General features: G+C 71.5%; 18 protein-coding genes and 1 pseudogene. 9 read left to right on the plus strand and 10 right to left on the minus strand.

Annotation, left to right across the window (positions count from 1 at the left end):
* From Aph01nite_RS29520 to Aph01nite_RS29545, 6 genes are all read left to right on the plus strand, one after another.
* Positions 1–391, plus strand: a 391-nt coding sequence (locus Aph01nite_RS29520) for an alpha-isopropylmalate synthase regulatory domain-containing protein (protein ID WP_275419308.1), incomplete at its 5' end; no start/stop codon positions are given.
* Positions 388–741 (plus strand): nuclear transport factor 2 family protein, encoded by a 354-nt coding sequence (locus Aph01nite_RS29525; RefSeq protein WP_204044298.1) that lies wholly within the window; start codon positions 388–390, stop codon positions 739–741. The genes Aph01nite_RS29520 and Aph01nite_RS29525, both read left to right, overlap by 4 nt.
* A gap of 20 nt (positions 742–761) precedes the next feature.
* Positions 762–1,841, plus strand: a complete 1,080-nt coding sequence (locus tag Aph01nite_RS29530) for a branched-chain amino acid aminotransferase (protein ID WP_204044299.1) — start codon at positions 762–764, stop codon at positions 1,839–1,841.
* The gene (locus Aph01nite_RS29535; protein WP_204044300.1) at positions 1,838–3,097 is read left to right on the plus strand and encodes a Zn-dependent hydrolase; all 1,260 of its coding nucleotides are present in this window, start codon (positions 1,838–1,840) and stop codon (positions 3,095–3,097) included. The genes Aph01nite_RS29530 and Aph01nite_RS29535 overlap by 4 nt, the downstream gene beginning before the upstream one ends.
* Positions 3,094–6,936, plus strand: coding sequence for a non-ribosomal peptide synthetase (locus Aph01nite_RS29540; RefSeq protein ID WP_204044301.1), 3,843 nt, complete (start codon positions 3,094–3,096; stop codon positions 6,934–6,936). Before Aph01nite_RS29535 ends, Aph01nite_RS29540 begins: the two co-directional genes overlap by 4 nt.
* Positions 6,933–8,138, plus strand: coding sequence for a class I SAM-dependent methyltransferase (locus Aph01nite_RS29545; protein ID WP_204044302.1), 1,206 nt, complete (start codon positions 6,933–6,935; stop codon positions 8,136–8,138). Before Aph01nite_RS29540 ends, Aph01nite_RS29545 begins: the two co-directional genes overlap by 4 nt.
* Here the strand turns inward: Aph01nite_RS29545 and Aph01nite_RS29550 are convergent.
* The 7 genes from Aph01nite_RS29550 to Aph01nite_RS29580 form a co-directional block, all read right to left on the minus strand.
* On the minus strand, positions 8,135–9,949 hold the full coding sequence (locus tag Aph01nite_RS29550) for a discoidin domain-containing protein (protein WP_204044303.1): 1,815 nt from the start codon (positions 9,947–9,949) through the stop codon (positions 8,135–8,137). The two genes, Aph01nite_RS29545 and Aph01nite_RS29550, sit on opposite strands and share 4 nt — an antisense overlap.
* A gap of 61 nt (positions 9,950–10,010) precedes the next feature.
* Positions 10,011–10,997, minus strand: a complete 987-nt coding sequence (locus tag Aph01nite_RS29555) for a substrate-binding domain-containing protein (protein ID WP_204044304.1) — start codon at positions 10,995–10,997, stop codon at positions 10,011–10,013.
* A 19-nt stretch (positions 10,998–11,016) separates the two neighbouring features.
* Positions 11,017–11,967, minus strand: a complete 951-nt coding sequence (locus tag Aph01nite_RS29560; RefSeq protein ID WP_204044305.1) for an ABC transporter permease — start codon at positions 11,965–11,967, stop codon at positions 11,017–11,019.
* Positions 11,964–13,433, minus strand: a complete 1,470-nt coding sequence (locus Aph01nite_RS29565) for a sugar ABC transporter ATP-binding protein (RefSeq protein ID WP_204044306.1) — start codon at positions 13,431–13,433, stop codon at positions 11,964–11,966. Before Aph01nite_RS29565 ends, Aph01nite_RS29560 begins: the two co-directional genes overlap by 4 nt.
* Positions 13,430–14,818 carry an aldehyde dehydrogenase family protein gene (locus tag Aph01nite_RS29570; protein ID WP_204044307.1) on the minus strand — a complete coding sequence of 463 codons (1,389 nt, stop codon included), beginning with the start codon at positions 14,816–14,818 and terminating at the stop codon, positions 13,430–13,432. Before Aph01nite_RS29570 ends, Aph01nite_RS29565 begins: the two co-directional genes overlap by 4 nt.
* Positions 14,819–15,237: 419 nt before the next feature.
* Entirely contained in the window at positions 15,238–16,023 is a 786-nt protein-coding gene (locus tag Aph01nite_RS29575) for an IclR family transcriptional regulator (RefSeq protein ID WP_275419309.1), read from the minus strand.
* A gap of 654 nt (positions 16,024–16,677) precedes the next feature.
* The gene (locus Aph01nite_RS29580; protein WP_239162080.1) at positions 16,678–17,994 is read right to left on the minus strand and encodes a lysine N(6)-hydroxylase/L-ornithine N(5)-oxygenase family protein; all 1,317 of its coding nucleotides are present in this window, start codon (positions 17,992–17,994) and stop codon (positions 16,678–16,680) included.
* 85 nt (positions 17,995–18,079) lie between these two features.
* Here Aph01nite_RS29580 and Aph01nite_RS29585 point away from each other — a divergent pair, with 85 nt between their 5' ends.
* Complete coding sequence (locus Aph01nite_RS29585) at positions 18,080–19,021, plus strand: methionyl-tRNA formyltransferase (protein WP_204044309.1); 942 nt, start codon at positions 18,080–18,082, stop codon at positions 19,019–19,021.
* A gap of 11 nt (positions 19,022–19,032) precedes the next feature.
* On the opposite strand, the gene Aph01nite_RS29590 is transcribed toward Aph01nite_RS29585, so the two are convergent.
* Positions 19,033–19,416, minus strand: coding sequence for a VOC family protein (locus Aph01nite_RS29590; protein WP_204044310.1), 384 nt, complete (start codon positions 19,414–19,416; stop codon positions 19,033–19,035).
* 156 nt (positions 19,417–19,572) lie between these two features.
* Between Aph01nite_RS29590 and Aph01nite_RS29595 the strand changes: the two genes are divergently transcribed.
* Positions 19,573–20,037: a nuclear transport factor 2 family protein gene (locus Aph01nite_RS29595; protein ID WP_204044311.1), complete on the plus strand. Its 465-nt coding sequence runs from the start codon at positions 19,573–19,575 to the stop codon at positions 20,035–20,037.
* Positions 20,038–20,156: 119 nt separating this feature from the next.
* Here the strand turns inward: Aph01nite_RS29595 and Aph01nite_RS29600 are convergent, their stop codons facing one another.
* Positions 20,157–21,122, minus strand: coding sequence for a helix-turn-helix transcriptional regulator (locus tag Aph01nite_RS29600; RefSeq protein ID WP_204044312.1), 966 nt, complete (start codon positions 21,120–21,122; stop codon positions 20,157–20,159).
* Positions 21,123–21,184: 62 nt separating this feature from the next.
* On the opposite strand from Aph01nite_RS29600, the gene Aph01nite_RS29605 reads away from it, so the two are divergent.
* Complete coding sequence (locus Aph01nite_RS29605; RefSeq protein WP_204044313.1) at positions 21,185–22,375, plus strand: epoxide hydrolase family protein; 1,191 nt, start codon at positions 21,185–21,187, stop codon at positions 22,373–22,375.
* 271 nt (positions 22,376–22,646) lie between these two features.
* On the opposite strand, the pseudogene Aph01nite_RS42720 reads toward Aph01nite_RS29605, so the two are convergent.
* Positions 22,647–22,761, minus strand: a pseudogene (locus tag Aph01nite_RS42720) (IS630 family transposase); the annotation flags it as partial.
* Between the last annotated feature and the right edge of the window lie 18 nt (positions 22,762–22,779).

Consider the following 22,779-nt stretch of genomic DNA (forward strand, 5'->3'; position numbering starts at 1 on the left):
GGAGTACCTGGGCAGGAACGAGGGCGTGGGGCTGGTCGCCATCCGGGCGGTCTCCGGCGGTGGCGCCATCCCGGACTTCGTCGCGGCCGACATCCGGCTGGGCGACCGCGTCACCCGCCTCGAAGGATCCGGCAACGGGCCGGTCTCCGCCTTCATCGACGCGCTGGCCACGATCGGGATCGAGGTCAGCGTGCTGGACTACGCCGAGCACGCGATGAGCGCCGGCTCCGACGCCCGCGCCGCGGCCTACGTGGAGTGCAGGATCGGCGAGCGGGTGCGGTGGGGCGTCGGCATCGACACCAGCGCGCTCGCGGCGTCCCTCCAGGCGGTCCTGTCCGCGGTCGGCCGCGCCACGGCCGTGCTGCCCGTACGGACGGGAGCGTCGCGATGACCCCCGAGACCACGCTGCGCCGGCTGTACGAGCTGATCGACAAGGACGACCACGCCGGGATGGCCGCCCTGTTCGAACCGGACGCCGTCTACCACCGGCCCGGCCACGACGCGCTGGTGGGCCGGGAGACGATCCGCCGCTTCTACGCCGTGGACCGCCACATCGCCGCGGGCGCCCACACCCTCGACCGGATCATCGTCAGCGGCACGCGGGCCGCGGTCGACGGCAGCTTCACCGGAGCCACCGACGACGGCAGGCCGCTGGGCCACCGCTTCGCGGAGATCTTCGAGCTGTCCGAGGCGGGACGGTTCACCCGGCGCGACTCCTTCCTCTTCATTTCCCCCATCTGACGGCCATCCAGGGAGCGGACATGACAACAGACACCGTCGCCGTCCGGCAGGGCGAGGCGCTCGCCGGAGCCCAGATCGGCGACTTCACCGAGCACATGGTCGTGATGCGCTGGCGGCACGGCTCCGGCTGGAGCGCCCCCGAGCTGCGCCGCCACCAGGAGCTGGCGCTGTCGCCCGCGACGGCCGCCCTCCACTACGGGCAGTCCATCATCGAAGGGCTCAAGGCGCACCGGCAGCCGGACGGCGGCCTGGCCGTCTTCAGGCCCCGCGACCACGCGCGGCGGCTTCAGCGTTCGGCCCGCCGCATGTCGATGCCGGTCCTGCCCGAGGACGACTTCGTCACGGCCGTCGAGACGCTCGCCGCCGCCGACCAGGCGTGGCTGTCGGACGACCCCGGCCACAGCTTCTATCTGCGGCCGTTCATGTTCGCCTCCGAGGCCAACCTGGTGCCCCGCCCGGCCAGGGAGTTCACCTTCGCGGTGATCTCCTTCGTCATCGGCAGCTACTTCGGCCAGGACGTGGAGAGCCTGTCGGCATGGGTGTGCCGCGACTTCCCCCGGGCCTTCCCCGGCGGCACCGGAGACGTCAAGGTGGCCGGCAACTACGCGCCCACCCTGCTGGCGCAGGAGCGGGCCCGGCAGGCCGACTGCCACCAGGTGGTCTGGCTCGACGCCGCGGAACGCCGCTGGGTGGAGGAGATGGGCAGCGCCAACCTGTTCTTCGTGCGCGGCTCCGGCCCCGGCGCGGTGCTCGTCACCCCCGAGCTGACCGGCAGCTTCCTGCCCGGCATCACCCGCGACACCACCCTGGCGCTGGCCCGCGACCTCGGCTACCGCACCGCGGAGGAGCGCGTCTCGGTTGACCGGTGGCGGGCCGGCTGCGAGTCCGGGCTGATCACCGAGACCTTCGCCTGCGGCACCGCCGCCGTCGTCACCTCGGTGGGCCGCGTACGCGACGAGACCGGCGACTGGACCGTCGGCGACGGCACCCCCGGCCCGGTCACGCGCCGGATCAGGCAGGCCCTCGTGGACTGCCACCATGGCCTGATCCCCGACACGCACGGCTGGCGCCACCCCGTCCCCCCGGCGGCCCGGCCATGACGATCTCCAGGACCCGCCCCCTGACCGTGGACGCCACCCGGCTGCTGGACGGCTTCGAGCGGCTGCGCGCGGTGGGCGCCACCGAGGCCGGCGGCGTCTCCCGGCCCGCCTTCAGCTCCGCCGACCTGCGCGCCAGGGAACTCGTCGCCGGGTTCATGCGCCGCGCCGGCCTGAGCGTCACCGTGGACGAGGCGGCCAACCTCATCGGCACCGCCCCCGCGCGCGACCCCCGCCTGCCCGCCCTGGTCCTGGGCTCCCACCTCGACACCGTGCCTGACGGCGGCGCGTACGACGGCGCCTGCGGCGTGATCGCGGCCGTCGAGGTGGCCAGGACGCTGCGCGACCACGACCGGCTCCTCGACCGGCCGCTCCGGGTCGTCGCCTTCAGCAACGAGGAGGGCATCCCCGGCGCGCCCGCCATGTTCGGCTCCCGGGCCGTCGCGGGCCGCCTCGATCCGGCGGAACTCGACCTGGCGTTGCCGTCCGGGGCCCGGCTCGCGGAACTGCTCGACGCGGCCGGCGGCGACAGCGCCCACGTGGAACGCGCCCGGTGGACGCCCGGCTCGGTCGACTCGTACTTCGAGCTGCACATCGAACAAGGCCCGGTCCTGGACGCCGGGGGACCGCGGATCGGCGTGGTGGAGGGCATCTCCGGGCGGCTCACCGTCGAGGTGACCGTGCGCGGCCGGGCCGACCACGGCGGAACCACCCCCATGCACGCCCGCAGGGACGCCCTCGTGGCCGCCGCCCAGGTGGTGCTGGCCGTACGGCGACTGGCCGGCTGCCACGGCCCGGTACGGGTCGCCACCACCGGGGACTGCGCGGTGGCGCCCGGCGCGTGGAACGTCGTCCCCGGCGAGGCCACGCTCACCGTGGACCTGCGGGACCTGTCGGCCGCGGCCGTCGAGCGCGGCCTGCGGCGGCTGATCGGCGACTGCGCCGAGATCGCCCGCACCACCGGGACCCGGATCGAGGTGACCCCGCTCCAGCACGTGCCGCCGACCCCCTGCGACCCGGCGCAGCAGCGCGTCATCGAGGACGTCGCCGACGGCCTCGGCCTGCCGCGCGTCACCCTGCCCAGCGGCGCGGGCCACGACGCGCAGTGGATCGCCGGGCTCGCCCCCACCGGCATGATCTTCATTCCGAGCCGGGGCGGCGTCAGCCACTCCCCGCGCGAGTGGACCGAGCCCGGCGACCTGGTGAACGGGGCCAACACGCTGCTCGGCTGCGCCCTGGTGAAGGGAGCGAACCCGTGAGGCCCGCCTCCGCCGTCCAGCGCGGCATGTGGCTGGTGTCCAGCCTGGACGGGGGCGGCACCGCGTTCACCATCGCCACGGCGACCCTGCTGCGCGGCGACCTGGACACGGCGGCGCTGCGCGACGCCCTCGGCGCGGTCGTCGCCAGGCACGAGATCCTGCGCACCCGCTTCGTCCGCGCCGAAGGGCGGGAACTGGCGGCCGTGACCGACCAGGACTGCCCGATCCCGGTGGAGAGCGCCACCGCGGCCGGCCTCGACGAGGCCCGCGCCGTCCTGGACCGGGCCGCCGCCGTGCCCTTCGACCTCGGCCGCGGCCCGCTCCTCCGTCTGCAGCTGGTACGGCTCGGCCCGCGCGAGCACGTGGCCGGGCTCACCCTGCACCACGCGGTCGCCGACGGAAGATCGGTGGCGCTCCTCCTGACCGAGTGGGCCCGGGAGTACGCCGCCCGCACCGGCGGACCCCCCGCCTGTCTCCCGCCTCCGCCCTGCTACTGGGACCATGTCGTCACCTCGGCCGAGACCGGCTACTGGCGGGAACGCCTGCGCGGCGTCCGGCCGCTCGACCTGCCGCCGCCGCTCGGCCACGACCGGCCGGGAGCCGACGGCGTCGAGCACTTCGCGATCGGGCCGGAACTGCTCGCCGGGGTGGACCGGCTGGCCCGCGACTCGGGCGCCACCCGGTACGTGGTGCTCATGGCCGCCTTCCACGCCCTGCTCGGGCGGCTGTGCCGTACCGGGGACGTGGCGGTCGGGACCACCATGGCCACCTGCGAGTCGGAGGAGGCGGCCCAGGCGCTCGGCCCCATGTTCAACACCGTGGTCGTACGGCACCGGATGGGCGGCGACCGGTCCTTCCTGGACGTGGTCGCGGGGGTGCGGGAGGCGGTCCTCCAGGCGTTCGAGCACCTGCACGTGCCCTTCGAGGACGTGCTCGGCGAGATGCGCGCCGGGACGGCGGTCAGCGGACGCAACCCGCTGTTCAACACCTTCTTCGAAGTCGACCACGAGGAGGCCGCGCCGCTCCGGCTGCCGGGCCTGGCCGCCGAGCACCTGGCCGTCGGTCACCACACCGCCAAGACCGACCTGATGATGGCGCTCAAACCGCGCGGCGCGCGCCTGGACGGCACGCTCACCTACCGCGCCGGGGCGTGCGACACCCGCCTGGCCGCCACCGTGGCCGCCTGCTACACCGCCCTGCTGCGTGAGGTGACGGCCGACCCAGGCAGGCCGCTGGCCGCCCTGGCCATGATGCCCGCCCACGATCACACCGAGGTGACCGCCCGGCTCCCGCTCGGCCTCGAAGCCGAGCCGGCCGGGCTGTGCGTGCACGAGCTGTTCGAACGCCAGGCCGCGCGCACGCCCGGCGCGATCGCGGTGCGCATGCTGCGGTCCGGCGCGCCCGGCCTCACCTACGCCGAGCTCGGCGCCAGGGCCGACCGGCTGGCCGGCCGGCTGCGCGCGCTCGGGGTCGGCCCCGGCCGCAGGGTCGCCGTGCTGCTGCCCCGCACGCCGGACCTGCTCGTCGCCTTCCTCGCCGTCTGGAAGGCCGGCGGCGCGTACGTTCCCCTCGACCCCGCCTTCCCGGCCGCGCGCCTGCGCTTCCTGGCCGACGACAGCCGCGCGCTCGCCGTGGTCACCGAACCCGGCCTGCTCTCCCTGGCCGGCGAGCTGGGCCCGCCCCCCGTCCTGGTGGACGGTCTGGCACCGGAAGCCGAGGCCCCGCCGTGCCCGGTCAGCCCCGAGGATCTCTGCTACGTGATCTACACCTCCGGCTCCACCGGCACCCCCAAGGGCGTGCTGGTGGAGCACCGAGGGCTGGCCAACTTCCTCGACTGGTGCGTACGGCGCTACGCCGCCACCGGCGAGGGCGGCGCGCCGCTGTTCTCCTCGGTGGCCTTCGACATGGTGGTGCCCAACCTGTTCACCCCGCTGCTGATCGGCCAGACCGTGCACATCGTGCCCGAGGAGGTCGGCCACGACCGGCTGGGCGAGGTGCTGGCCTCCGCCGCGCCGTACAGTTTCGTGAAGCTCACGCCCGGCCACCTGCAGCTGCTCAGCCGCAGCCTGCCGGCCCCGGCGGCGCGCGGGCTGGCCGAGCTGCTCGTCGTGGGCGCCGACACCTTCCCCCTCAGCGTGCTGCGCGAATGGCGCGAACTCGACCCCGCCACCCCGATCCTCAACGAGTACGGCCCGACCGAGGCGTCCGTGGCCAACTGCGTGCACGAGGTCGGCGACGAGCGCGGGGCCCCGCCGATCGGCCGGCCGATCCCCGGCACCAGCATGTACGTGCTCGGCCCCGGCGGCGCCCCCATGCCGGTCGGCGTGCCCGGCGAGCTGTACATCGGCGGGGCCTGCGTGGCCCGCGGCTACGCGGGCCGCCCGGCGACCACGGCCGCCGCCTTCGTGCCCGACCCCTTCGGCCCGCCCGGCTCCCGCCTCTACCGCACCGGCGACCTCGGCCGCTGGCTGCCCACGGGCGAGCTGGAGTTCCTCGGCCGCGCCGACCAGCAGGTGAAACTCCAGGGCTACCGGATCGAACCCGGCGAGATCGAATCCGCCCTGATCGCCCACCCCTCCGTACGGCAGGCCCTGGTGACGGTGGCCCCCGCCCCGTCCGGCCAGGACGCGCTGATCGCGTACGTGGTCCCGGCGGGCCCCGGCGCGGACACGGCGGCGCTGCGCGAGCGCCTGGCCGCGACGCTGCCCGCCTATCTGGTGCCCGCCGCCTTCGTCGAACTGCCCGCCCTCCCGCTCAACGACAACGGCAAGGTCGACAGGGCCGCGCTCCCCGCGCCCGCCTGGGGCTCCGGCGGCACTAGCGGCGCCGCCTATGCGAGTGACGTGGAAAGCGCCGTCGCCGAGGCCTGGTCGGAGGTGCTCGGCGTGCCCGCCGACCGGCTGGGCCGCGACGACAACTTCTTCGCCCTCGGCGGCAACTCCCTGCTCGTGCTCAGCGTCAGCGAGCGCCTGCGGCGCCGGCTGGGCGAAGCCGTCTCCTTCGAGAGCTTCCTGCGGCGGCCGACCATCGCGGGCGTGGCCGCGGCGATCTCCCGCGCCCCCGGCCGCGCCTCCTGCCTGGCCAGGCTGGAGGAAGGCGGCAGCGGCACGCCGATCGTCTTCGTGCACCCGCTGGGCGGAACCCTGTTCTGCTACCGCCACCTGCTCGGCGAACTGCGCGGCACCAGCCCGCTCTACGGGATCACCCTGCCGTCCCTGGTCGCCGGCGCGCGGCCGGAACCGAGCCTGGAGGAGCAGGCCGCCGGCTACGCCGCGCAGATCATGGCGGCGATCGACGGGCCGGTCATCGTGGCCGGCTGGTCGGCCGGCGGCATCATCGCCTTCGAACTCGCCCGCCGCCTGCGCGAGGAGGGCGGCCAGGTGGCGCGGCTGGTGCTGATCGACCCCAGCGAGCCGGACGGCGGCTCGCGGTGGCGTGGCCACGTGCGTGAGCTCCGGCAGATCAGGTCCAGGCTGGCCCTGGCCGGCGAGGCGGAGCGCGAGGCGCGGTTCCAGTCCGTGGTGCGCTCGGACCTGTTCGCCGCGATGGGCGTGGACCCGGCCACCTGCCGCGACCACCAGCTGTTCCCGCAGGACGCGCTCGCCGTCTGGGAGCGCCAGCTCGGCCTGCTCGGCGCGTACGAACCCGCCCCGTACGACGGCGAGGTGGCGCTGCTCACCCAGGAGGGCGGCGGCGACCGGATCGCGCCGTGGCGGGACCTGACCGGAGGCATCCGCCACCTGCGGGTGGAGGGCGACCATCTGGGCATGATGCGGCCCCCGGCGGTGACCTCGCTGGCCCAGGCGATCCGCGAGCTGGCGGAGGAGGAGGCGGTATGACCACCCACCACGAGCGGATGATCGGCGACTTCTACTCCGAGTTCCCCTACCCGTGGCATGTGGCCCGGCTGGCCCGCTGCGGCGACCCCGCCCTGTACCCCGCCCTGGTCTCCCAGGAGGTGGGCGACTACGGCCACCGCCGCCTGCCGCCGGACTGCCGGATCTGGGTGCCCGGCTGCGGGGTCAACCAGGCGCTCATGACCGCGCTGCGCTTCCCCGCCGCCCACGTGGTGGGCAGCGACGTGTCGGAGGAGTCCCTGCGCATGTGCGCCGCGGCCGCCGAGCAGGTCGGGGCGGGCAACCTGGAGCTGCGGGAGGAGGGCATCGAGGGCTCGCCGTACCGGGAGGAGTTCGACTACATCGTCTGCACCGGCGTGATCCACCACAACCCGGACCCGGGAGCGCTGCTGGCCCGGCTGGCCGCCGCGCTGCGGCCGGAGGGCCTGCTGGAGCTGATGGTCTACAACACCTTCCACCGGCGGGAGATCACCGCCTTCCAGGAGGCGCTCCGGCTGATCGGCCACGGCCAGGACGTCTGGTCCGCCCGGCGCCTGGCCGGCTCCATCGACAGCGACAACCAGCTGACCGCCCGGCTGCGCGCGGAACTCCACGAACCGGAGATCGCCTTCGCCGACACCTGGCTCAACCCCTGCGAGCGCACCTTCACCGTGGGCGGCCTGCACGACCTGTGCGCCGCCGCCGGGCTCGTGCTGGAGGCGCCCTGCGTGAGCGAGCTGGCCAAGGCGAGCGGCGCGTATTCCTGGGAGCTGCCGGTCCGGGACGAGCGGCTGGGGGGCAGGCTGCGCGCGCTGCCCGACCTGGTCCGCTGGCAGGTGGGCAACCTGCTGCTCTTCGACCGGTCGCCGCTGCTCTGGTTCTACCTGCGCCGGCGCGACAACCCGCTGCCGCTGGCGGGCGAGGACGAGCGGGACGAGGCCTTCCTCGACGCCGTGCCGACCCGGGTGCGCGCCACCGAGCGGGTCTGGCTGCTGGAGGAGTCGGGCGGCTACCGCCCGATGGACGGGGAACGGCCCGTCAGCGAGCCGGCTGCGACCGCGTTTCCGCAGCTCCTGGCCGATGTCGACGGCCGCCGCACGGTCCGCGACCTGTGCGGCGCGCCCGGCGGCACGATGGTCCGGCGGATGCGCGCCGAGCTGGCGACACCCGCCGGACCTCACCTCGTTGCCCGTGTGGCCGGTTAACTCGCGTACGCCTCCAGCTCGAAGACGCGGGCCGCGGTATCGGAGTCACTCGTCGGAGTGATCACGTTCAGGCGGATATATCGGGCGGACGCCGGGGTGAACGTGTGCGTCGTCGTGCTGGCCGTGTTGTTCCGTACGGTCGCGACGTTCGTCCAGGTGGTGCCGTTGGTGCTGATCTGCAGGTCGAAGTCCTTGGTGTTCCAGGACGTCTTCTCCCCGCCCGCGCCCGAGTGGCGCAGCACCACCCTGCCGACCGTGGCCGCGGACTGCAGGTCCACCCGGAGCCACTTGGACGCCCCGAGCGAGCACCACTTGTCGGCCAGGCCGCCGTTGAAGGTGCCGTTGACCGCCTTGGCGGGGCCCTCGTTGGCGGCGCACTGGCTGTCGGCGGTGGCCGGCTTGTTGAGGGCGAGGTTCGGGGCGCCCGTCTGCGGGACGTACAGGCGGAGGTCGGTGAGGCTGGCGCTGCCCTCGTACACGTTGGTGTAGAGGTCGCCGATCACGAAGTAGTCCGGGTAGGACGAGCCGGCCGGCCACTGGTTGGGCCAGGTGGTGCTGCCGTTGGGCTCGTTCTGGACCAGGCTGGCGTTGTAGCGGCCGTCGTACTCGCCGGGCGCGGTGTTGTAGTGCCAGATCGGCGCGTTGCCGACGATGAACGGCCGGTGCATGCGGATCGTGCGCTGGCCCGACCTGGCGAAGTTGCCGGTCACCTCCAGCACGTAGCCGGTCGCGTCCCGCTCGATGGCGAAGGTGTAGAACTGGTTCGGCATCAGCTCGGGCTGCAGTTCGGCCGCCGAGGACAGCTGCTGCTCGGCCACGCCGCCGGAGCACGGCGTCATGAACCACTGCGAGTTCCCGGCCAGCCCGCCGGGACCGGGCGTCCAGTTCGGCAGGCCGCTGATCCACATGTTGACCGTGTTGAAGTTGCTGTCCCGGTAGTTGTAGTAGGTGTTGCCGGCGGCGTTGCAGATCCGGCCGCCGGTGCCGGAACCCACCCGGTCCGGGTGCTGGGAGAAGGAGTCCATCAGCACCTTGCGGCGGTAGTGCCAGAAGTGGTTGTTGCGGGGGGCCGGGTTGGCGAAGTCCACGATCGCCATGAAGTGGAAGCCGTTGTAGCCGTACACGCCGGACCGCACGTCCTGCCACTCGCAGTACGGCACCGACGCGTTCCCGCTCCACCCCGGCGAACGCGACCCCTCACCCCACGGATGCTGCGTCTTGCAGCCCGTGTTGCCGTACCCGTTGGTCCGGTTGTTGTACGTGATCGAGCCGTTCCGCTTGCCGCCGAAGTCGAGCGTCTTCAGCTTGTACTCGACGCGGTAGCGGTCGGGCAGCCGGTTGGTGGGGCGCAGGATCACGCCGCCCGTGTGGTCGGGCACGTTCATCACCGCGACGCTCTCCGCGCCCAGGGCCTGCGTGGTGAGCGTCGGCGGGCTCTCCAGCGCGCCGTCCCTGTTCCAGTCGCGGGCCGACAGCGACGCGGTCAGCCAGCCGTTCTGCCCGACCGGGAACTCCTTGCGGTAGGTGTGGAAGGAGTTGAGCGCCGTCGTCCAGGCGGGGCCGTAGTCGTTGCGGTACCACTGCCCGGGATCGTCCATGATCGTGTCGAACGGCTGGGCGTAGGTGTCCCGCACCCAGGGCGCGTTGCCCGGGTTCAGCGGCGAGGTGAACGTCTCGTTGTAGAGGAGGGTCCAGCCGGGGCGGACCGGATCGTCGGCGCTGGCCGCCGGGCTGATGGCGACGGTTCCGGCGAGGAGGAGGCAGGAGGCGGCCGCGGCGATGGCCGCCCGGCGCATGAGCGTTGTCTTCATCGGATCCTTCTCAGGAAGGGGGGCCAGGTGGCGTCGCCGTCCGCCACCGGGCCGCGGGGGGCTAGAAGCTGCCGTCAGGGTTCATGAACTGAGCTGCGTTCTCCTTGGTGACTCGGGGGGACGGAACGACCGTGTCCTTCTCGACCTGGGCGCCGCCCAGGATCTCCACCGCCCGGTCCAGGCCGAGCGCGCCGATGATGTCGGCGTCGTTCAGGCCGGTGACCAGGTAGTTGGTGCCGTCCATGATCGCCTTCAGGGCCTCGGCCTGGCCGTCCACGCCCGCGATGATGATCTGGTCGGTCTTGCCGGCGTCCGCGATCGCCCGCTGCGCGCCCAGGCACATCGCGTCGTTCTCGCAGAACACCGCCTTCAGGTCGCCGTTGGTGGCCAGCAGGCTCTCCATCACGGTGAGCCCGCCGTCCGAACCCCAGTTGCCGAAGTCCGGGGCCTCCACGAGCGTGATGTTCGGCTTGGTGGACAGCACCGACTTGACCCCGTTGGTACGGGCGGAGCCGATGGTGTTGTCGGCCGGGCCGCCCTTGATGATGCCGACCTTGCCGCCGTCCGCCAGCTTCTCGGCCAGGAACTCGCCGTTCTGCCGGCCGATGGCCTCGTTGTCCGGGCCGATCCAGCTGGTGTACTCACCGGTCTGGAACTTGCGGTCCACCAGCACGACCGGCTTGCCGGCCGCCTTGATGGAGTTGAGCACCGCGGGCGCCGACTCCAGCGGGCCGCCGGAGATGATGATCGCGTCCACGTTCTTGCTCAGCAGGTCCTCCACGTTGGAGGCCAGCTTGGCCGCGTCCCCGTTCGCGTCCGTGCTGATGATCTCGACGTTGCCCTTCTTCTTGGCCTGCGCCGCGATGGCCTTGTCCATGCCGCTGAAGTACGGCCCGCCGAGCATGAAGTTGGCCACGCCGATGGTGTATTGCCCGCCGCCGGACGCCGAGGCCGCCGGAGCGGCGGGATCGGCTTCGGACGAGCAGCCGGTGACGACCAGGGCGAGCGCGCCCGCCAGCAGCAGGCCGCTCAGTCTTCTCGTGATCATGGTGACTTTCTCCCAGGGGTCAGCCGCGCACCCGGTTGGTGCGCTGGACGAGGATGACGGCGATGATGATCAACCCCTTGAGCACTTGCTGCCAGAAGCTCTGCACGCCGTACAGGTTGAGGAGGTTGTTGATCAGGACCAGCACCAGGACGCCGCCGAACGTGGCGCGGGCGGACCCGCGCCCGCCGGCCAGGCTGGCGCCGCCGATGACGCACGCGGCGATGGCGTCCAGCTCGAAGGCCACGCCGACGCTCGGCTGCGCGATGCCGACCCGGCTGGCCAGGATGACCCCGGCCAGTCCGGCGCAGGCGCCGCTGATCGTGTACGCGAGCGTCACATGCCGCGGCACGTTGATGCCCGCCAGCCGGACCGTCTCGGCGTTGCCGCCGATCGCCACGATGGAACGCCCGGCCGGGGTGCGGGTGAGGAACACCCCGCCGACCACGAAGACGGCCAGCATGATGAGCGTGCTGACCGGGATCGGCCCCGCCATCGCCGAGCCGAGGGTGAAGAACGCCGGGTCCTCCGGCGCGATCGGCACCTCGGAGTAGACGAACGCGAGGCCGCGGATGGTGGTCAGCGACGCCAGCGTGACCACGAACGCGGCCAGCCCGAACCGGGCCACCAGCACGCCGTTGATCAGGCCGAAGCCGACGCCGGAGAGCACGCCGACGGCCATCGCCACCGGGATCGGCAGCCCGGAGACCAGGCCCGCGGTGAGGATGCCGGAGAAGGCCACCACCGAGCCGACCGACAGGTCGATGCCGCCGGTGAGGATGACCACCAGCATGCCGAACGCGAGCAGCCCCGTGGTGACCATCTGCTTGAGCAGGTTGGTGAGGTTGGTCTGGGTGAGGAAGGTGTCCGAGGTGAGCGCCGCCACCGCCACCAGCAGGACGATCAGCGACACGAACGCCGCCGTGACGGTGACGTCCCGGGTCATTCGGATTCTGGCGATGTGCCCGGTCATGCGGCCTGTCCGATCGCGTACGCGAGGACCTCGTCCTCGGTGGTGGCCTCCGAGCGCAGGTCGCCGGCCAGGCGGCCCTCGCGCATCACGAGCACCCGGTCGGTCGCGCCGAGAACCTCGGTGAGGTCGGAGGAGATGAGCAGCACGGCGAGCCCCCGCCGGGCCAGGTCGTCGACCATGCGGTAGATGTCGACCCGCGTCGCCATGTCGACGCCGCGGGTGGGCTCGTCCAGGATCAGCACGCGCGGCCCGGCCAGCAGCCACTTCGCCAGTACGGCCTTCTGCTGGTTGCCGCCGCTGAGCGCCGCCACCGGCATGGTCGCGCACCCGCCCGGCTGGATGCCGAGGCGGTCGATCATCTCGCCCACCCGGCGCTTCCGCCCGGCCGTGTCGATCAGGGGCCCGCGCCGGTTCGCGCGCATCGTGGCGAGCGCGATGTTGTCCAGCACGGTCATGCCCAGGACCAGCCCCGAGCGTTTGCGGTCCTCGGTGACCAGGGCCAGCCCGGCGGCGATCGCCTCGGCGGGGGAGCGGTACGCGCCGCTGCCGCCCGTCGCGGGCTCCGCGCCGAACACGCACCGGGCCAGCTCACTGCGGCCGGAGCCGACCAGGCCGAACAGCCCGACGATCTCCCCGGCCCTCAGCTCGAACGAGACGTCCTCGAACTCGCCCTTCCTGCTCAGCCGGGAGACCGCGAGTCTCGTCTCCGCCGTCGTCTCGCGCCGGGCGGGGTAGATCTGCTCCAGGCGGCGGCCCGCCATCAGGCCGATCAGCTCGGTCTCGCTGGTCCTGGCCGGCTCGGTGGCGGCGATGATCAGGCCGTCCTTGATGACCACGATCGAGTCGGCCAGCTCCATCACCTCGGCCAGACGGTGGGAGACGTAGACGACCAGCACGCCGCGCTCCCGCAGCCGCCGGATCAGCGCGAACAGGGCGTCCAGGTCGCTGCCCGCCAGCACCGCCGACGGTTCGTCCAGCACCAGCACCCGGACCTCGCCGGCCAGCGCTTTGGCGATCTCCACCATCTGCTGGCGGGCCACCGAGAGGCGGCCGGCCAGCACGCGCGGGTCGATCGCGCCGAAGCCCGCGCTGTCCAGCAGCTCCTGCGCCCTGCGGTGCGCCTCCGGCCAGTCGATCAGGCCGCCGCGCCGCCGGGGGAACGCCCCCATCAGCAGGTTCTCGGTCACCGACAGGCCGCCGACGATGGACAGCTCCTGGTAGACGGTGCGGATGCCGCGGGCGTGCGCGTCGTGCGGGGAGCGCAGGTCCACCCGCTCGCCGTCGATGCGCAACTCGCCCGAGGTCATGCGCTGCGCGCCCGCCAGCACGCGGATCAAGGTCGACTTCCCCGCGCCGTTCGCGCCCACCACGGCCAGCACCTCGCCCGGCCGCCCGGTGAGGTCCACGCCGTGCAGGACCTCCACGTCGCCGTAGCTCTGCCGTACGCCCCGGAGTTCGAGGCTCATCCGAACGCCTCCATGACGATGATCGACTTCTGCCGGGTGAAGTCGAGGACCGTCTCGTGCAGGCCCTCGCGGTAGCCGCCGGTGTCCTTGGTGCCGCCGAACGGCAGGTTCTCGGCGCGCAGGGCCGTCGAGCCGTTGATCACCACGCCGCCGACGTCCAGGTGCCTGGCCAGGGTGAAGGCGCGGGAGACGTCACGGGTGAAGACGGCGGCGTGCAGGCCGTACGGGGACTCGTTGGCCATGCGCACGGCGTCCATGGGGTCGGTGAAGCGGGCCACCGGGGCGACCGGGCCGAAGATCTCCTCGGCGAACGCCGGGCTGGTCGCGGGGACTTCGGTGAGCACCACCGGGTCCACGAACGCGCCGCGCCTGGCGCCGCCCGCGACGAGGCCGGCCCCGTCCTCCACCAGGCGCTCCACCGCCGCCGACACCCGCTCCGCGGCGTCCTCGGTGATCAGAGGTCCGACGTCGGTGGACTCCTGGAGCTGGTCGCCGACCACGAGCTTGGCCGTCTGGGCCAGCAGGGAGGCCAGGAACGCGTCGTGGATGCCGTCCTGGGCGTACACGCGCTTGACCGCGCAGCAGATCTGGCCGTTGCCGCGCGCCAGGCGGCCGAGCACCACCGCCTTGGCGGCCTCCTCCGGATCGGCGTCGTCGCAGACGATGAGGGCGTCGTTGCCGCCGAGCTCCAGGAAGACCTTGCGCAGCGAGCCCGCCGCCAGGGTGGCGATGGCCCGGCCCGCGGCGGTGCTGCCGGTGAGGCTGACCGCGGCCACGCCCGGCAGGGTGGCCAGGGCCTGCGAGACCGCGACCCCGCCGGTGACCAGCTGGTGCGCGTGTTTTGGTAACCCCGCTGCCGCGATCAGTTCGGCCACGCGGGTCAGGGCGAGCGGGCATTTGGCGGGCGGCTGCACGATGACCGCGTTCCCGGCGGCCAGGGCGGCGGCGGCCTTGTGCGCGTACAGCTCGACCGGGTAGTTGAACGGCACCAGCGCCGCCACCACCCCGAGCGGCTCCCGCGTGGTCACCGCCAGATGCCGCTCCAGGCCCGGTACGGCGTCCAGCGGGATCTGGCGGCCGAACAGCCGGGTGGCCTCGCCCGCGTACCCCCGGAAGATCCGGATCGCGGCCGCCACCTCACCCCTGGTCTGGACGATCGGCTTGCCGTTCTCGGCCGCGAGCAGCTTGGCCAGGTCCTCCTGCTCGGCCTCGATCAGGCCGGCGACGGCGAGCAGCAGTTCGGCGCGGCGGTGCGCGGGCAGGGCCGCCATCGCGCGCTGCCCCTCCTGCGCCGCCTCGACCACCTCGGCCACATCCCGCGCATCCAGATCCGGCACCTCGCCGAGATGCTCTCCGGTGCCGGGGTTACGGACGACGATGGACATGCGCTCACTCCTCGAATTGCTGTTCACGTCTTGGTGTGTGTCGTCTGCGGGCCTGCCGGAGGGCTGACCCATGGGCTTGCCCGTGGCCCGGCCCGGGGGGCGACCTGCGGCTATGGGCTGACCTGCGGGGTGACGTGTGGTCTGACTCGCGGACCCGCTTGCGGGCCGGCTCATGGCTCGGCCGTCTTCCGGGGCCCGGCCGTCTTCCGGAGTCCGGTCGTCTTCCGGGATCCGGTCGTCTTCCGGGATCCGGTCGTCTTCCGGGATCCGGTCGTCTTCCGGGATCCGGTCGTCTTCCGGAGTCCGGTCGTCTTCCGGGATCCGGTTGTCTTCCGGAGTCCGGTTGTCCTCCGGGATCCGGTCGTCTTCCTGGATCCGGCCGTTGACGGGGCCGCAGCCGTTGGCGGTCTGGTTGCCGGTCATGGCCGGGTGCCGTTCTTGGCGGTGGGGGCGTAGCCGAGGCGGTGGCTGATATCGGCCGCCATGGCGAGGGCGCGGGGGGCCAGGCGGTGGCAGTCCTCGATGCTGAACCGGCCCGCCGGGGCCGACACGCTGAAGGCGCCGACCGGCTGCCCCGCCGAGTTGCGGATGGGCAGGCCGACGCAGCGCACGCCCTCCTCGTTCTCCTCGTCGTCGATGGCGAAGCCCTGGCGGCGGACCAGCTCCAGCTCGGCCAGCAGGTCGCCGCCGGTCAGCGTCCGCGGGGTCCGGCGATCGAGCTGCCCGGCCAGGACCTTCTCGATGGCGGGGGCGTCGAGCAGGGCCAGCACCGCCTTGCCCATCGCCGTACAGTGCAGCGGGGCACGGTTGCCGATGCGGGACACCAGGCGCACCGACTTGGCGCTCTCGACCTTGTCGATGTACACGATCTGGTGGCCCACCGGAATGCCCAGGTGCACCGTCTCGCCGCTGAGTTCAACCAGCTCCGCCAGGTACGGCTGCGCGGCCGCGCGCAACCCGTCCTCGTCGAGGTACTGCCCGGCCAGCATGATCAGGGCGACGCCGAGGCGGTAACAGCCTGCGGCGTCGCGGTCCAGGACGCGTAGTTCCAGCAGCGAGGTGACGTACCGGTGGGCCGTGCTCACCGCCACGCCGGCCCGGGCGGCCAGAGCGCCGAGCGTGATCCCGCTCCGCCCCGCCTCGGACACGGCAGCAACTATTTCGAAAGCCTTGTCAACACTCGACGACTTCCGTCCGCTCCGCATTCGAGTTACTCGAATCTATTTTCATATTCCTGCAACACAATTGCGAGAGTTCCACCAGAGATCGGATGTGTCAAGGCTCGCAGCAAAGGGGGTAGAAGACGCACTTTTCGTGCTCCCAAGTGTCATTTACCGGCAATCTGTGCAACTTTCGACACATGCTCGGTTCATGCGATGACTAATTTGCAGATTGTGTGATGTTTCTTGCGTCAATCATTTGTCTATCTTGCGAACCGAGACAGGGGCAATGTGGAGGGCAGGCATCGCGCGAGGACGACGGACTGCGACATGGTGGGATGGCATCCACTGCCAGATACAGCACCGGTTTGCCCGACGGCGACAACGCTTACCGCAAGAAACCACGCCAGTTCCCCGATCGCCAGGAGCTCGCCCCCGGCGGGCCTCGGCGGACATCCACTGCGGAGCGACACCGAAGCCGAACAGGCCAACCGGGAGGGGCGCACAGGCCGTGGCAGCCTGAACCCTCCCTAAAGGCTCCGGACGCGATGGGCGGCGGCTCCTCTTGGTGCCGGTGCGGCGAGGAGTGTCACCTGCGTAAACGGCGCCGGATAGCGGCGAGAAACACGGCGCCTGGGTGACGTCACCTGGCGCCTGATCCGAGTTGAACAGGCGCTTCGTGGGGATTGGCCGGATTTGTCAGGGGGTGAGGGTGCGCTGGGCGAGGAGGGAGTCGCGGATTTCGCCGGCGCGGATGGCGGTGGTGGAGAGCAGGGTGGAGGTGATGCCGTGGGAGTGCTCGGTGCCCCCCTGGAGGTAGATACCGGCGGTGACCTGCGAGGAGACCTGGACCCGGTGGTCACGGTCCACGCGGATCGCGTCCTCGTCGTCGCGCAGGCAGAGCTTGGCGGTCTCCCCGAGCAGGGTCGCGATGTCCTGCGGCCGATACCCGGTCGCATGCACCAGAAGATCGGCGTCGAGGACCTCATGCTCACCGGTCGGCAGATACTCGACGGTCACCGCGAGCCGGCCGTCGGCTTCGTGCACGTCCCTGATACGGGACACGTTCAGCATGTGCAGCCGCTTCCTGCCGTGAACCTGCTCGCGATACATCGTCGCGTACAAGGATTCGATCAGTTCGGAGTCGACCACCGAGTAGTTGGTGCTGCGGTGGTACTCGAACAGCGACTGCTTCACCTCGGGCGGCGAGGTGTAGTACACATCTACCGCCGCCGGGTCGAAGATCCGGTTGGCGAACGGACTGTCGTCGGCGGGCGTATAGCCGTACTTGGCGAAGACCGCACAGACCTCGGCGTCCGCGAACATGCGATGCAGATAGTCGACCGCCTCGGCCGCGCTCTGCCCCGCACCCAGAACCAGCACCCGCCGCACCGGCGCACCACTCGCGGCCAACTCCGCCACCCGCGGAATCAGCTCACTCGTGTGGCAGACCCGCTCCGACAGTACGGTCCCCGGCGGCAGATGCGGCTCCATCCCGACCGCGACGCAGATGTTCCTCGCCCGCCGCACCACCGTACGCCCCGGATCGCCGGGATCCCGGCTGGTGACGTCGAACCAGCGGATCTCACCACCCGCGCCCCGTACCGGATCGACCCGGAGCACCTCCGCCGAATACTCCACCAGATGCCGCATCCGAGCGGCAGCCCACTCGAAGTAGTCATGGAATTCGGCCCGTAACGGAAACAGCGTCTTCTGGTTCAAGAAGTCCACCAACCGCCCACGTTCCTGCAGGTAGCACAGGAAGCTGAAGTCGCTGGCCGGGTTCCGCATGGTGACCAGGTCCTTCGGAAACGAGACCTGCATGGTCGCGTCGTCGAGCAGCATCCCCCGGTGCCAGCCGAACCGCGGCTGCCTTTCCAGGAACCCCGCGGTGATCACGTCTCCGGATGTGTTGTTGTGCTCCTCGATCGCGATGGCCAACGCCAGATTGGACGGCCCGAAGCCGATCCCCAGCACGTCGTAAACAGCTTCCGGCCCGGTGCGCAGCGTGGTCACCGCGACATCGCCTCCTTCATCGCTCGTATGGTAAATAAGGTTAGCCTTACCTTGCAACAAGGTCGCGATGGAGAGGAAACCACACATGCGGGTAGTCATGTTCGGCTATCAGACCTGGGGACACCGCACGCTGCAGGCTCTGCTGGACTCCCGCCACGAGGTGGTCCTGGCGGTCACCCATCCGCGCAGCGAACACGCGTACGAGAAGATCTGGGACGATTCCGTGGCCGATCTGGCGGCGGAGAACGGTGTGCCCGCGCTGCTGCGGAACCGGCCGACCGACCTGGAGGACGTGATCCGCGACCTCGCGCCGGACCTCATCGTCGCCAACAACTGGCGCACGTGGTTACCGCCGGAGATCTTCGAACTGCCCGTGCACGGCACGCTCAACGTGCACGACTCGCTGCTGCCCGCGTACGCGGGATTCTCGCCGCTGATCTGGGCGCTCATCAACGGCGAGAAGGAGGTCGGCCTGACCGCGCACCGGATGAACGCCGAACTCGACGCGGGCGACATCCTGGTGCAGCGCGCGGTCCCGGTCGGGCCCGGCGACACCGTCACCGACCTGTTCTTCCGCACCGTCGACCTGATCGCGCCCGTCGTCCACGAGGCGCTCGAACTCATCGACTCGGGTACGGCGGTGTGGACCCCGCAGGACCGCAGCGCCGCGAGCTTCTTCCACAAGCGGGCGATCGAGGACAGCCGCATCGACTGGTCCTGGCCCGCCGAAGACCTGGAACGCCTCATCCGGGCACAATCCGACCCCTACCCGAACGCGTACACGTACTTCCGCGGCGAACGCGTGCGCATCATCTCCGCGACCGTGTCCGAAGCCCGGTACGGCGGCACGCCCGGACGCATCTTCATCCGCGAAGGCGACGGCGTGGTCATCGTCGCGGGCGCCGACGCGCGGAGCGGGAGGAAGCGGGGTCTTCTGGTGAAGCGGGTCAGGACGGACGACGGCTCCGAGTACGCGGCCACCGACTACTTCAAGACCATGGGGGGCTACCTGACCACCCATCCGTGAACTTTTGTTCGCTAACGCGAGTGGCGTACCAGGCAGAAGGGATGGCCCGCCGGGTCGGCGTAGACGCGCCAGCCTCGCCGCGCCGAACCCTGGTCGAGCACTTGCGCTCCCCAGGACAGCACCTGCTCCTGGGCGCGGTCCAGGTCAGGCACGCTGAAGTCGAGATGGAACTGCTGGGGCCGGAGCGGGTCCGGCCACTGCGGAGCCTGGTAGTCGTCCACGCGCTGGAACGCCAACACGAGACCGGACGGCGTGTGCAGCGTCGCCCAGTCGTCGCCGAGCGACCACCGCCGATCCCGCTTGTCGACGGTCCCGCCGAGCAGCGAGTGGTAGAACCTGGCGAGTTCCGCCGGATCCGGGCAGTCCAGCACGACGCATTCCAGTTCAGCGATCACGAAAAGAGCTTAGGGCGCGCCTGCCGGGCCAGGACGCTTTGACCTGGCCTTGAGGGTGAGCGGACCGATGTTGCGGAACAAGGGCGTCAGCGGCTCCCGCCGCACCCTGCACGTCTTGTCGCTGTCCGTCTCTGCCGGTCCTTGTCGGAGGAAACCATGACCTCGTCGGTACGGCCGCCGTTCACCCGGGACACCGCCATCGAGAAGGTCCGCCTGGCCGAGGACGCCTGGAACACCCGGGACCCCGGCAAGGTTGCGCTCGGCTACTCCGTCGACAGCCGATGGCGGAACCGCGCCGAGTTCGTCACCGGCCGCGAGGAGATCATCGCCTTCCTGACCCGCAAGTGGACCAGGGAACTGGACTACCGCCTCATCAAGGAGCTGTGGGCCTTCACCGGCAACCGCATCGCCGTCCGCTTCGCGTACGAATGCCACGACGACTCCGGCCAGTGGTACCGCTCCTACGGCAACGAGAACTGGGAGTTCAACGCCGACGGCCTCATGGTCCACCGCCACGCCTCCATCAACGACCTCCCGATCGCCGAAACCGACCGCAAATACCACTGGCCCCTGGGCCGCCGCCCGGACGACCATCCCGGCCTCAGCGACCTGGGCCTGTAAACCGCCTGAGTCGGACCGCGGGCCGGAACGCCGCCATGGCTTCCTGTCGCTCGATGTTCGCTTAGGTCATCGGGTTGGTCGGGCGGCTCGATGCCCGGCACGCTCCGCGGCAAGGTACTTCAAGGTGTTCCCTCCGGTACCGCCTGCCGGTAGCGGTCGGCCAGCGCGCGAATCTCCGCGACGAGTTCGGGCGGCTCGGTGACCTCGAAGTCGGCATCGAGCATGCCGAGATAGCAGGCCAGCATCTGCGGCGTGTCCGAGCCGACCTCGGCCGCGCAGGCGTCATCGCCCAAGGGTTCCACCCGAGTGCCGGACGGCAGCCGGTCGCGTACGTGCTGGGCCGGTGCGCGGACCGTCACCCGCGCCCGGCACTGCCAGGTCGCGGTGGCGAGGCCGGCCGCGACATGGCCGACGAGGTCACCGCCGGGGTCCTCGCGTGGGGTGAACCGCGGGCCGTTCGGTGTCCGCAACCGCAGCCGGTCCACCCGGAACGTGCGCCAGTCGGACCTCGCGACGTCCCATCCGACCAGGTACCAGCGGCCTCGGCTGTGCGCGAGCCGGTGCGGCTCGACCTCACGGCGGCTGGCCGACCCGTCATGGCCGGCGTAGTCGAACCGGAGCCGCTCGTGGTCGCGCGAGGCCGCCGCGATCGCGGTGAGCGTATCGGCGTCCACGCCGGGGCCCGCGTGCGGAAGCGGGACGAGGTAGGCGCGCAAGCCGTTGACACGACGGCGAAGCCGTGACGGCAGCATCTGTTCCAGTTTGGTCAGGGCACGCAGCGCTGCCTCCTCGATGCCGGTGACCGCGCCCTGCGTGGCCCCCACCCGCAGCCCGACCGCGACGGCGACCGCTTCATCGTCATCAAGCAGCAGCGGCGGCAACTCCGCACCCGCCCCGAGCCGGTAGCCGCCGGTGACGCCCCTGATTCCCTGCACCGGATAGCCGAGACCGCGCAGGCGTTCCACATCGTTGCGTACGGTACGCGCGGTGACGCCGAGACGCTCGGCCAGCTCCGGTCCGCTCCAGTCCCGCGGCGTCTGCAACAAGGAGAGCAGCCGCAGCAGTCGTTGTGCTGTGTCCGACATGTTTGCAAGTCTGCCCGGATACAGGAACGGAAGGTTCCTGTATCACTTCTAGATTTTCCGGTATGGATAACAACACCGACATCCGCCCGTTCCGTGTCGACATCCCGCAGGCCGAACTGGACGACCTGCGCGATCGCCTCACTCGCACCCGCTGGCCCCGGCAGATCCGCGGAACCGGTTGGGAGCGCGGCGTACCTGTGGACTACCTCAATGAGTTGGCGCTCTACTGGGCGAACGGCTTCGACTGGCGCGCGCAGGAGAAGACGCTGAACGAGCACCCGCAGTTCGTGACCACGATCGACGGCCAGGACATCCACTTCCTGCATGTCCGCTCACCCGAGCCGGATGCGCTGCCGCTGATCCTCAGCCACGGCTGGCCGGGCTCGTTCGCGGACTTCCTGGACGTGATCGGGCCGCTGACCGATCCCCGCGCGCACGGCGGTGACCCGGCGGACGCGTTCCACGTCGTGATCCCGTCGCTGCCCGGTTTCGGGTTCTCCAATCCGGTGCGGGAACCGGGCTGGGGCAACCTGTTCCGGGTGGCCGCCGCGTTCGGGGAGCTGATGAGCCGGCTCGGCTACCAGCGATTCGCCGCGCAGGGCGGCGACGTCGGGGGTGGTGTGACCATGCTGCTGCCCATGGCCGCCCCGGGCCGCGTGCTCGCCACTCACATCAACGGTCCATCGCCGTACCCGTTCGGCCCGCCCATCGAGCTGGACGGCCTGCCCGACGCGGACCGGGTGCGCGCCGAGCGATTCAACGCCGCCCGCCAGGACGGCCTCGGCTATCTGCACCTGCAGTCCACCCGCCCGCAGACCCTGGCCTACTCGCTGAACGACTCGCCGATCGGACAGTTGGCGTGGATCGCGGAGAAGTTCAAGGAATGGACCGACCCTGCCGCCGAACTGCCCGAGGACGCGGTGGACCGCGACCGGCTGCTCACCAACGTGAGCCTGTACTGGTTCACCGGCTCCGGCGCGTCCTCGGCCGACACCCTCTACGAGGGTATGCGTGCCTACCGCGAGATGGCCTCCGGCCAGTCCGGCGACGATCAGGCCGGGTGGCCGTCCGCGCCGGCGCCGCCGCAAGGGATCGCGGTGTTCGCGGCGGATATGACGATCCGGGCCCTCGCCGACCCGGCGGACACCGTCGACCACTGGTCGGAGTTCGACCGGGGCGGCCACTTCCCGGCGATGGAAACGCCGGACCTGCTCGTCAGCGACCTGCGTGCGTTCTTCCGCGTCGCGCGGTGATCCTGGCGGCGGCCGGCTGACCGGCAACGGTTAAACGGTTGAGCAGTCGTCGGGCCATGCGGGTTGAGATCGGGCGGCCGCCCACCGGATACGTTTCTCGATGCGGATGCGGGCGCGTTCATGGCGCTGGACGGCGCTGGGCGGCGCTGGGCGCCAGCACGTTGGGATGGCGAGCGTTGGCGTTGCGCCGCGCAGGCAGCGTGCTGTGCCCGGGTCTGAACCGTGTGGTTAGCATGATCGGAGCGCGCCCCACAGCAGGTCATCGCGACGGGTAGCAGCCGGGGAAGCAGGCGAAGCCGGGGGTGCGCCGGTAGGTGGCCGGCAGCCGGTCCGGACGCCCTTGTGCCGCCCAGCCCGACCCGGCGGGTGGGACGAATGCCCAAGGGGGCCGATGCCGGCCGGAC

This window comes from Acrocarpospora phusangensis (assembly GCF_016862995.1).
In the GTDB taxonomy this organism is placed as follows: Bacteria; Actinomycetota; Actinomycetes; order Streptosporangiales; family Streptosporangiaceae; genus Acrocarpospora; species Acrocarpospora phusangensis.

Excerpts from the sequence above, each read along its gene's own strand:
- Aph01nite_RS29525 (WP_204044298.1), top strand. The coding sequence starts at position 388 with ATGACCCCCGAGACCACGCTGCGCCGGCTGTACGAGCTGATCGACAAG.
- Aph01nite_RS29530 (WP_204044299.1), top strand. The coding sequence starts at position 762 with ATGACAACAGACACCGTCGCCGTCCGGCAGGGCGAGGCGCTCGCCGGA.
- Aph01nite_RS29535 (WP_204044300.1), top strand. The coding sequence starts at position 1,838 with ATGACGATCTCCAGGACCCGCCCCCTGACCGTGGACGCCACCCGGCTG.
- Aph01nite_RS29545 (WP_204044302.1), top strand. The coding sequence starts at position 6,933 with ATGACCACCCACCACGAGCGGATGATCGGCGACTTCTACTCCGAGTTC.
- Aph01nite_RS29550 (WP_204044303.1), bottom strand. The coding sequence starts at position 9,949 with ATGAAGACAACGCTCATGCGCCGGGCGGCCATCGCCGCGGCCGCCTCC.
- Aph01nite_RS29555 (WP_204044304.1), bottom strand. The coding sequence starts at position 10,997 with ATGATCACGAGAAGACTGAGCGGCCTGCTGCTGGCGGGCGCGCTCGCC.
- Aph01nite_RS29560 (WP_204044305.1), bottom strand. The coding sequence starts at position 11,967 with ATGACCGGGCACATCGCCAGAATCCGAATGACCCGGGACGTCACCGTC.
- Aph01nite_RS29565 (WP_204044306.1), bottom strand. The coding sequence starts at position 13,433 with ATGAGCCTCGAACTCCGGGGCGTACGGCAGAGCTACGGCGACGTGGAG.
- Aph01nite_RS29570 (WP_204044307.1), bottom strand. The coding sequence starts at position 14,818 with ATGTCCATCGTCGTCCGTAACCCCGGCACCGGAGAGCATCTCGGCGAG.
- Aph01nite_RS29575 (WP_275419309.1), bottom strand. The coding sequence starts at position 16,023 with ATGCGGAGCGGACGGAAGTCGTCGAGTGTTGACAAGGCTTTCGAAATA.
- Aph01nite_RS29585 (WP_204044309.1), top strand. The coding sequence starts at position 18,080 with ATGCGGGTAGTCATGTTCGGCTATCAGACCTGGGGACACCGCACGCTG.
- Aph01nite_RS29595 (WP_204044311.1), top strand. The coding sequence starts at position 19,573 with ATGACCTCGTCGGTACGGCCGCCGTTCACCCGGGACACCGCCATCGAG.
- Aph01nite_RS29600 (WP_204044312.1), bottom strand. The coding sequence starts at position 21,122 with ATGTCGGACACAGCACAACGACTGCTGCGGCTGCTCTCCTTGTTGCAG.
- Aph01nite_RS29605 (WP_204044313.1), top strand. The coding sequence starts at position 21,185 with ATGGATAACAACACCGACATCCGCCCGTTCCGTGTCGACATCCCGCAG.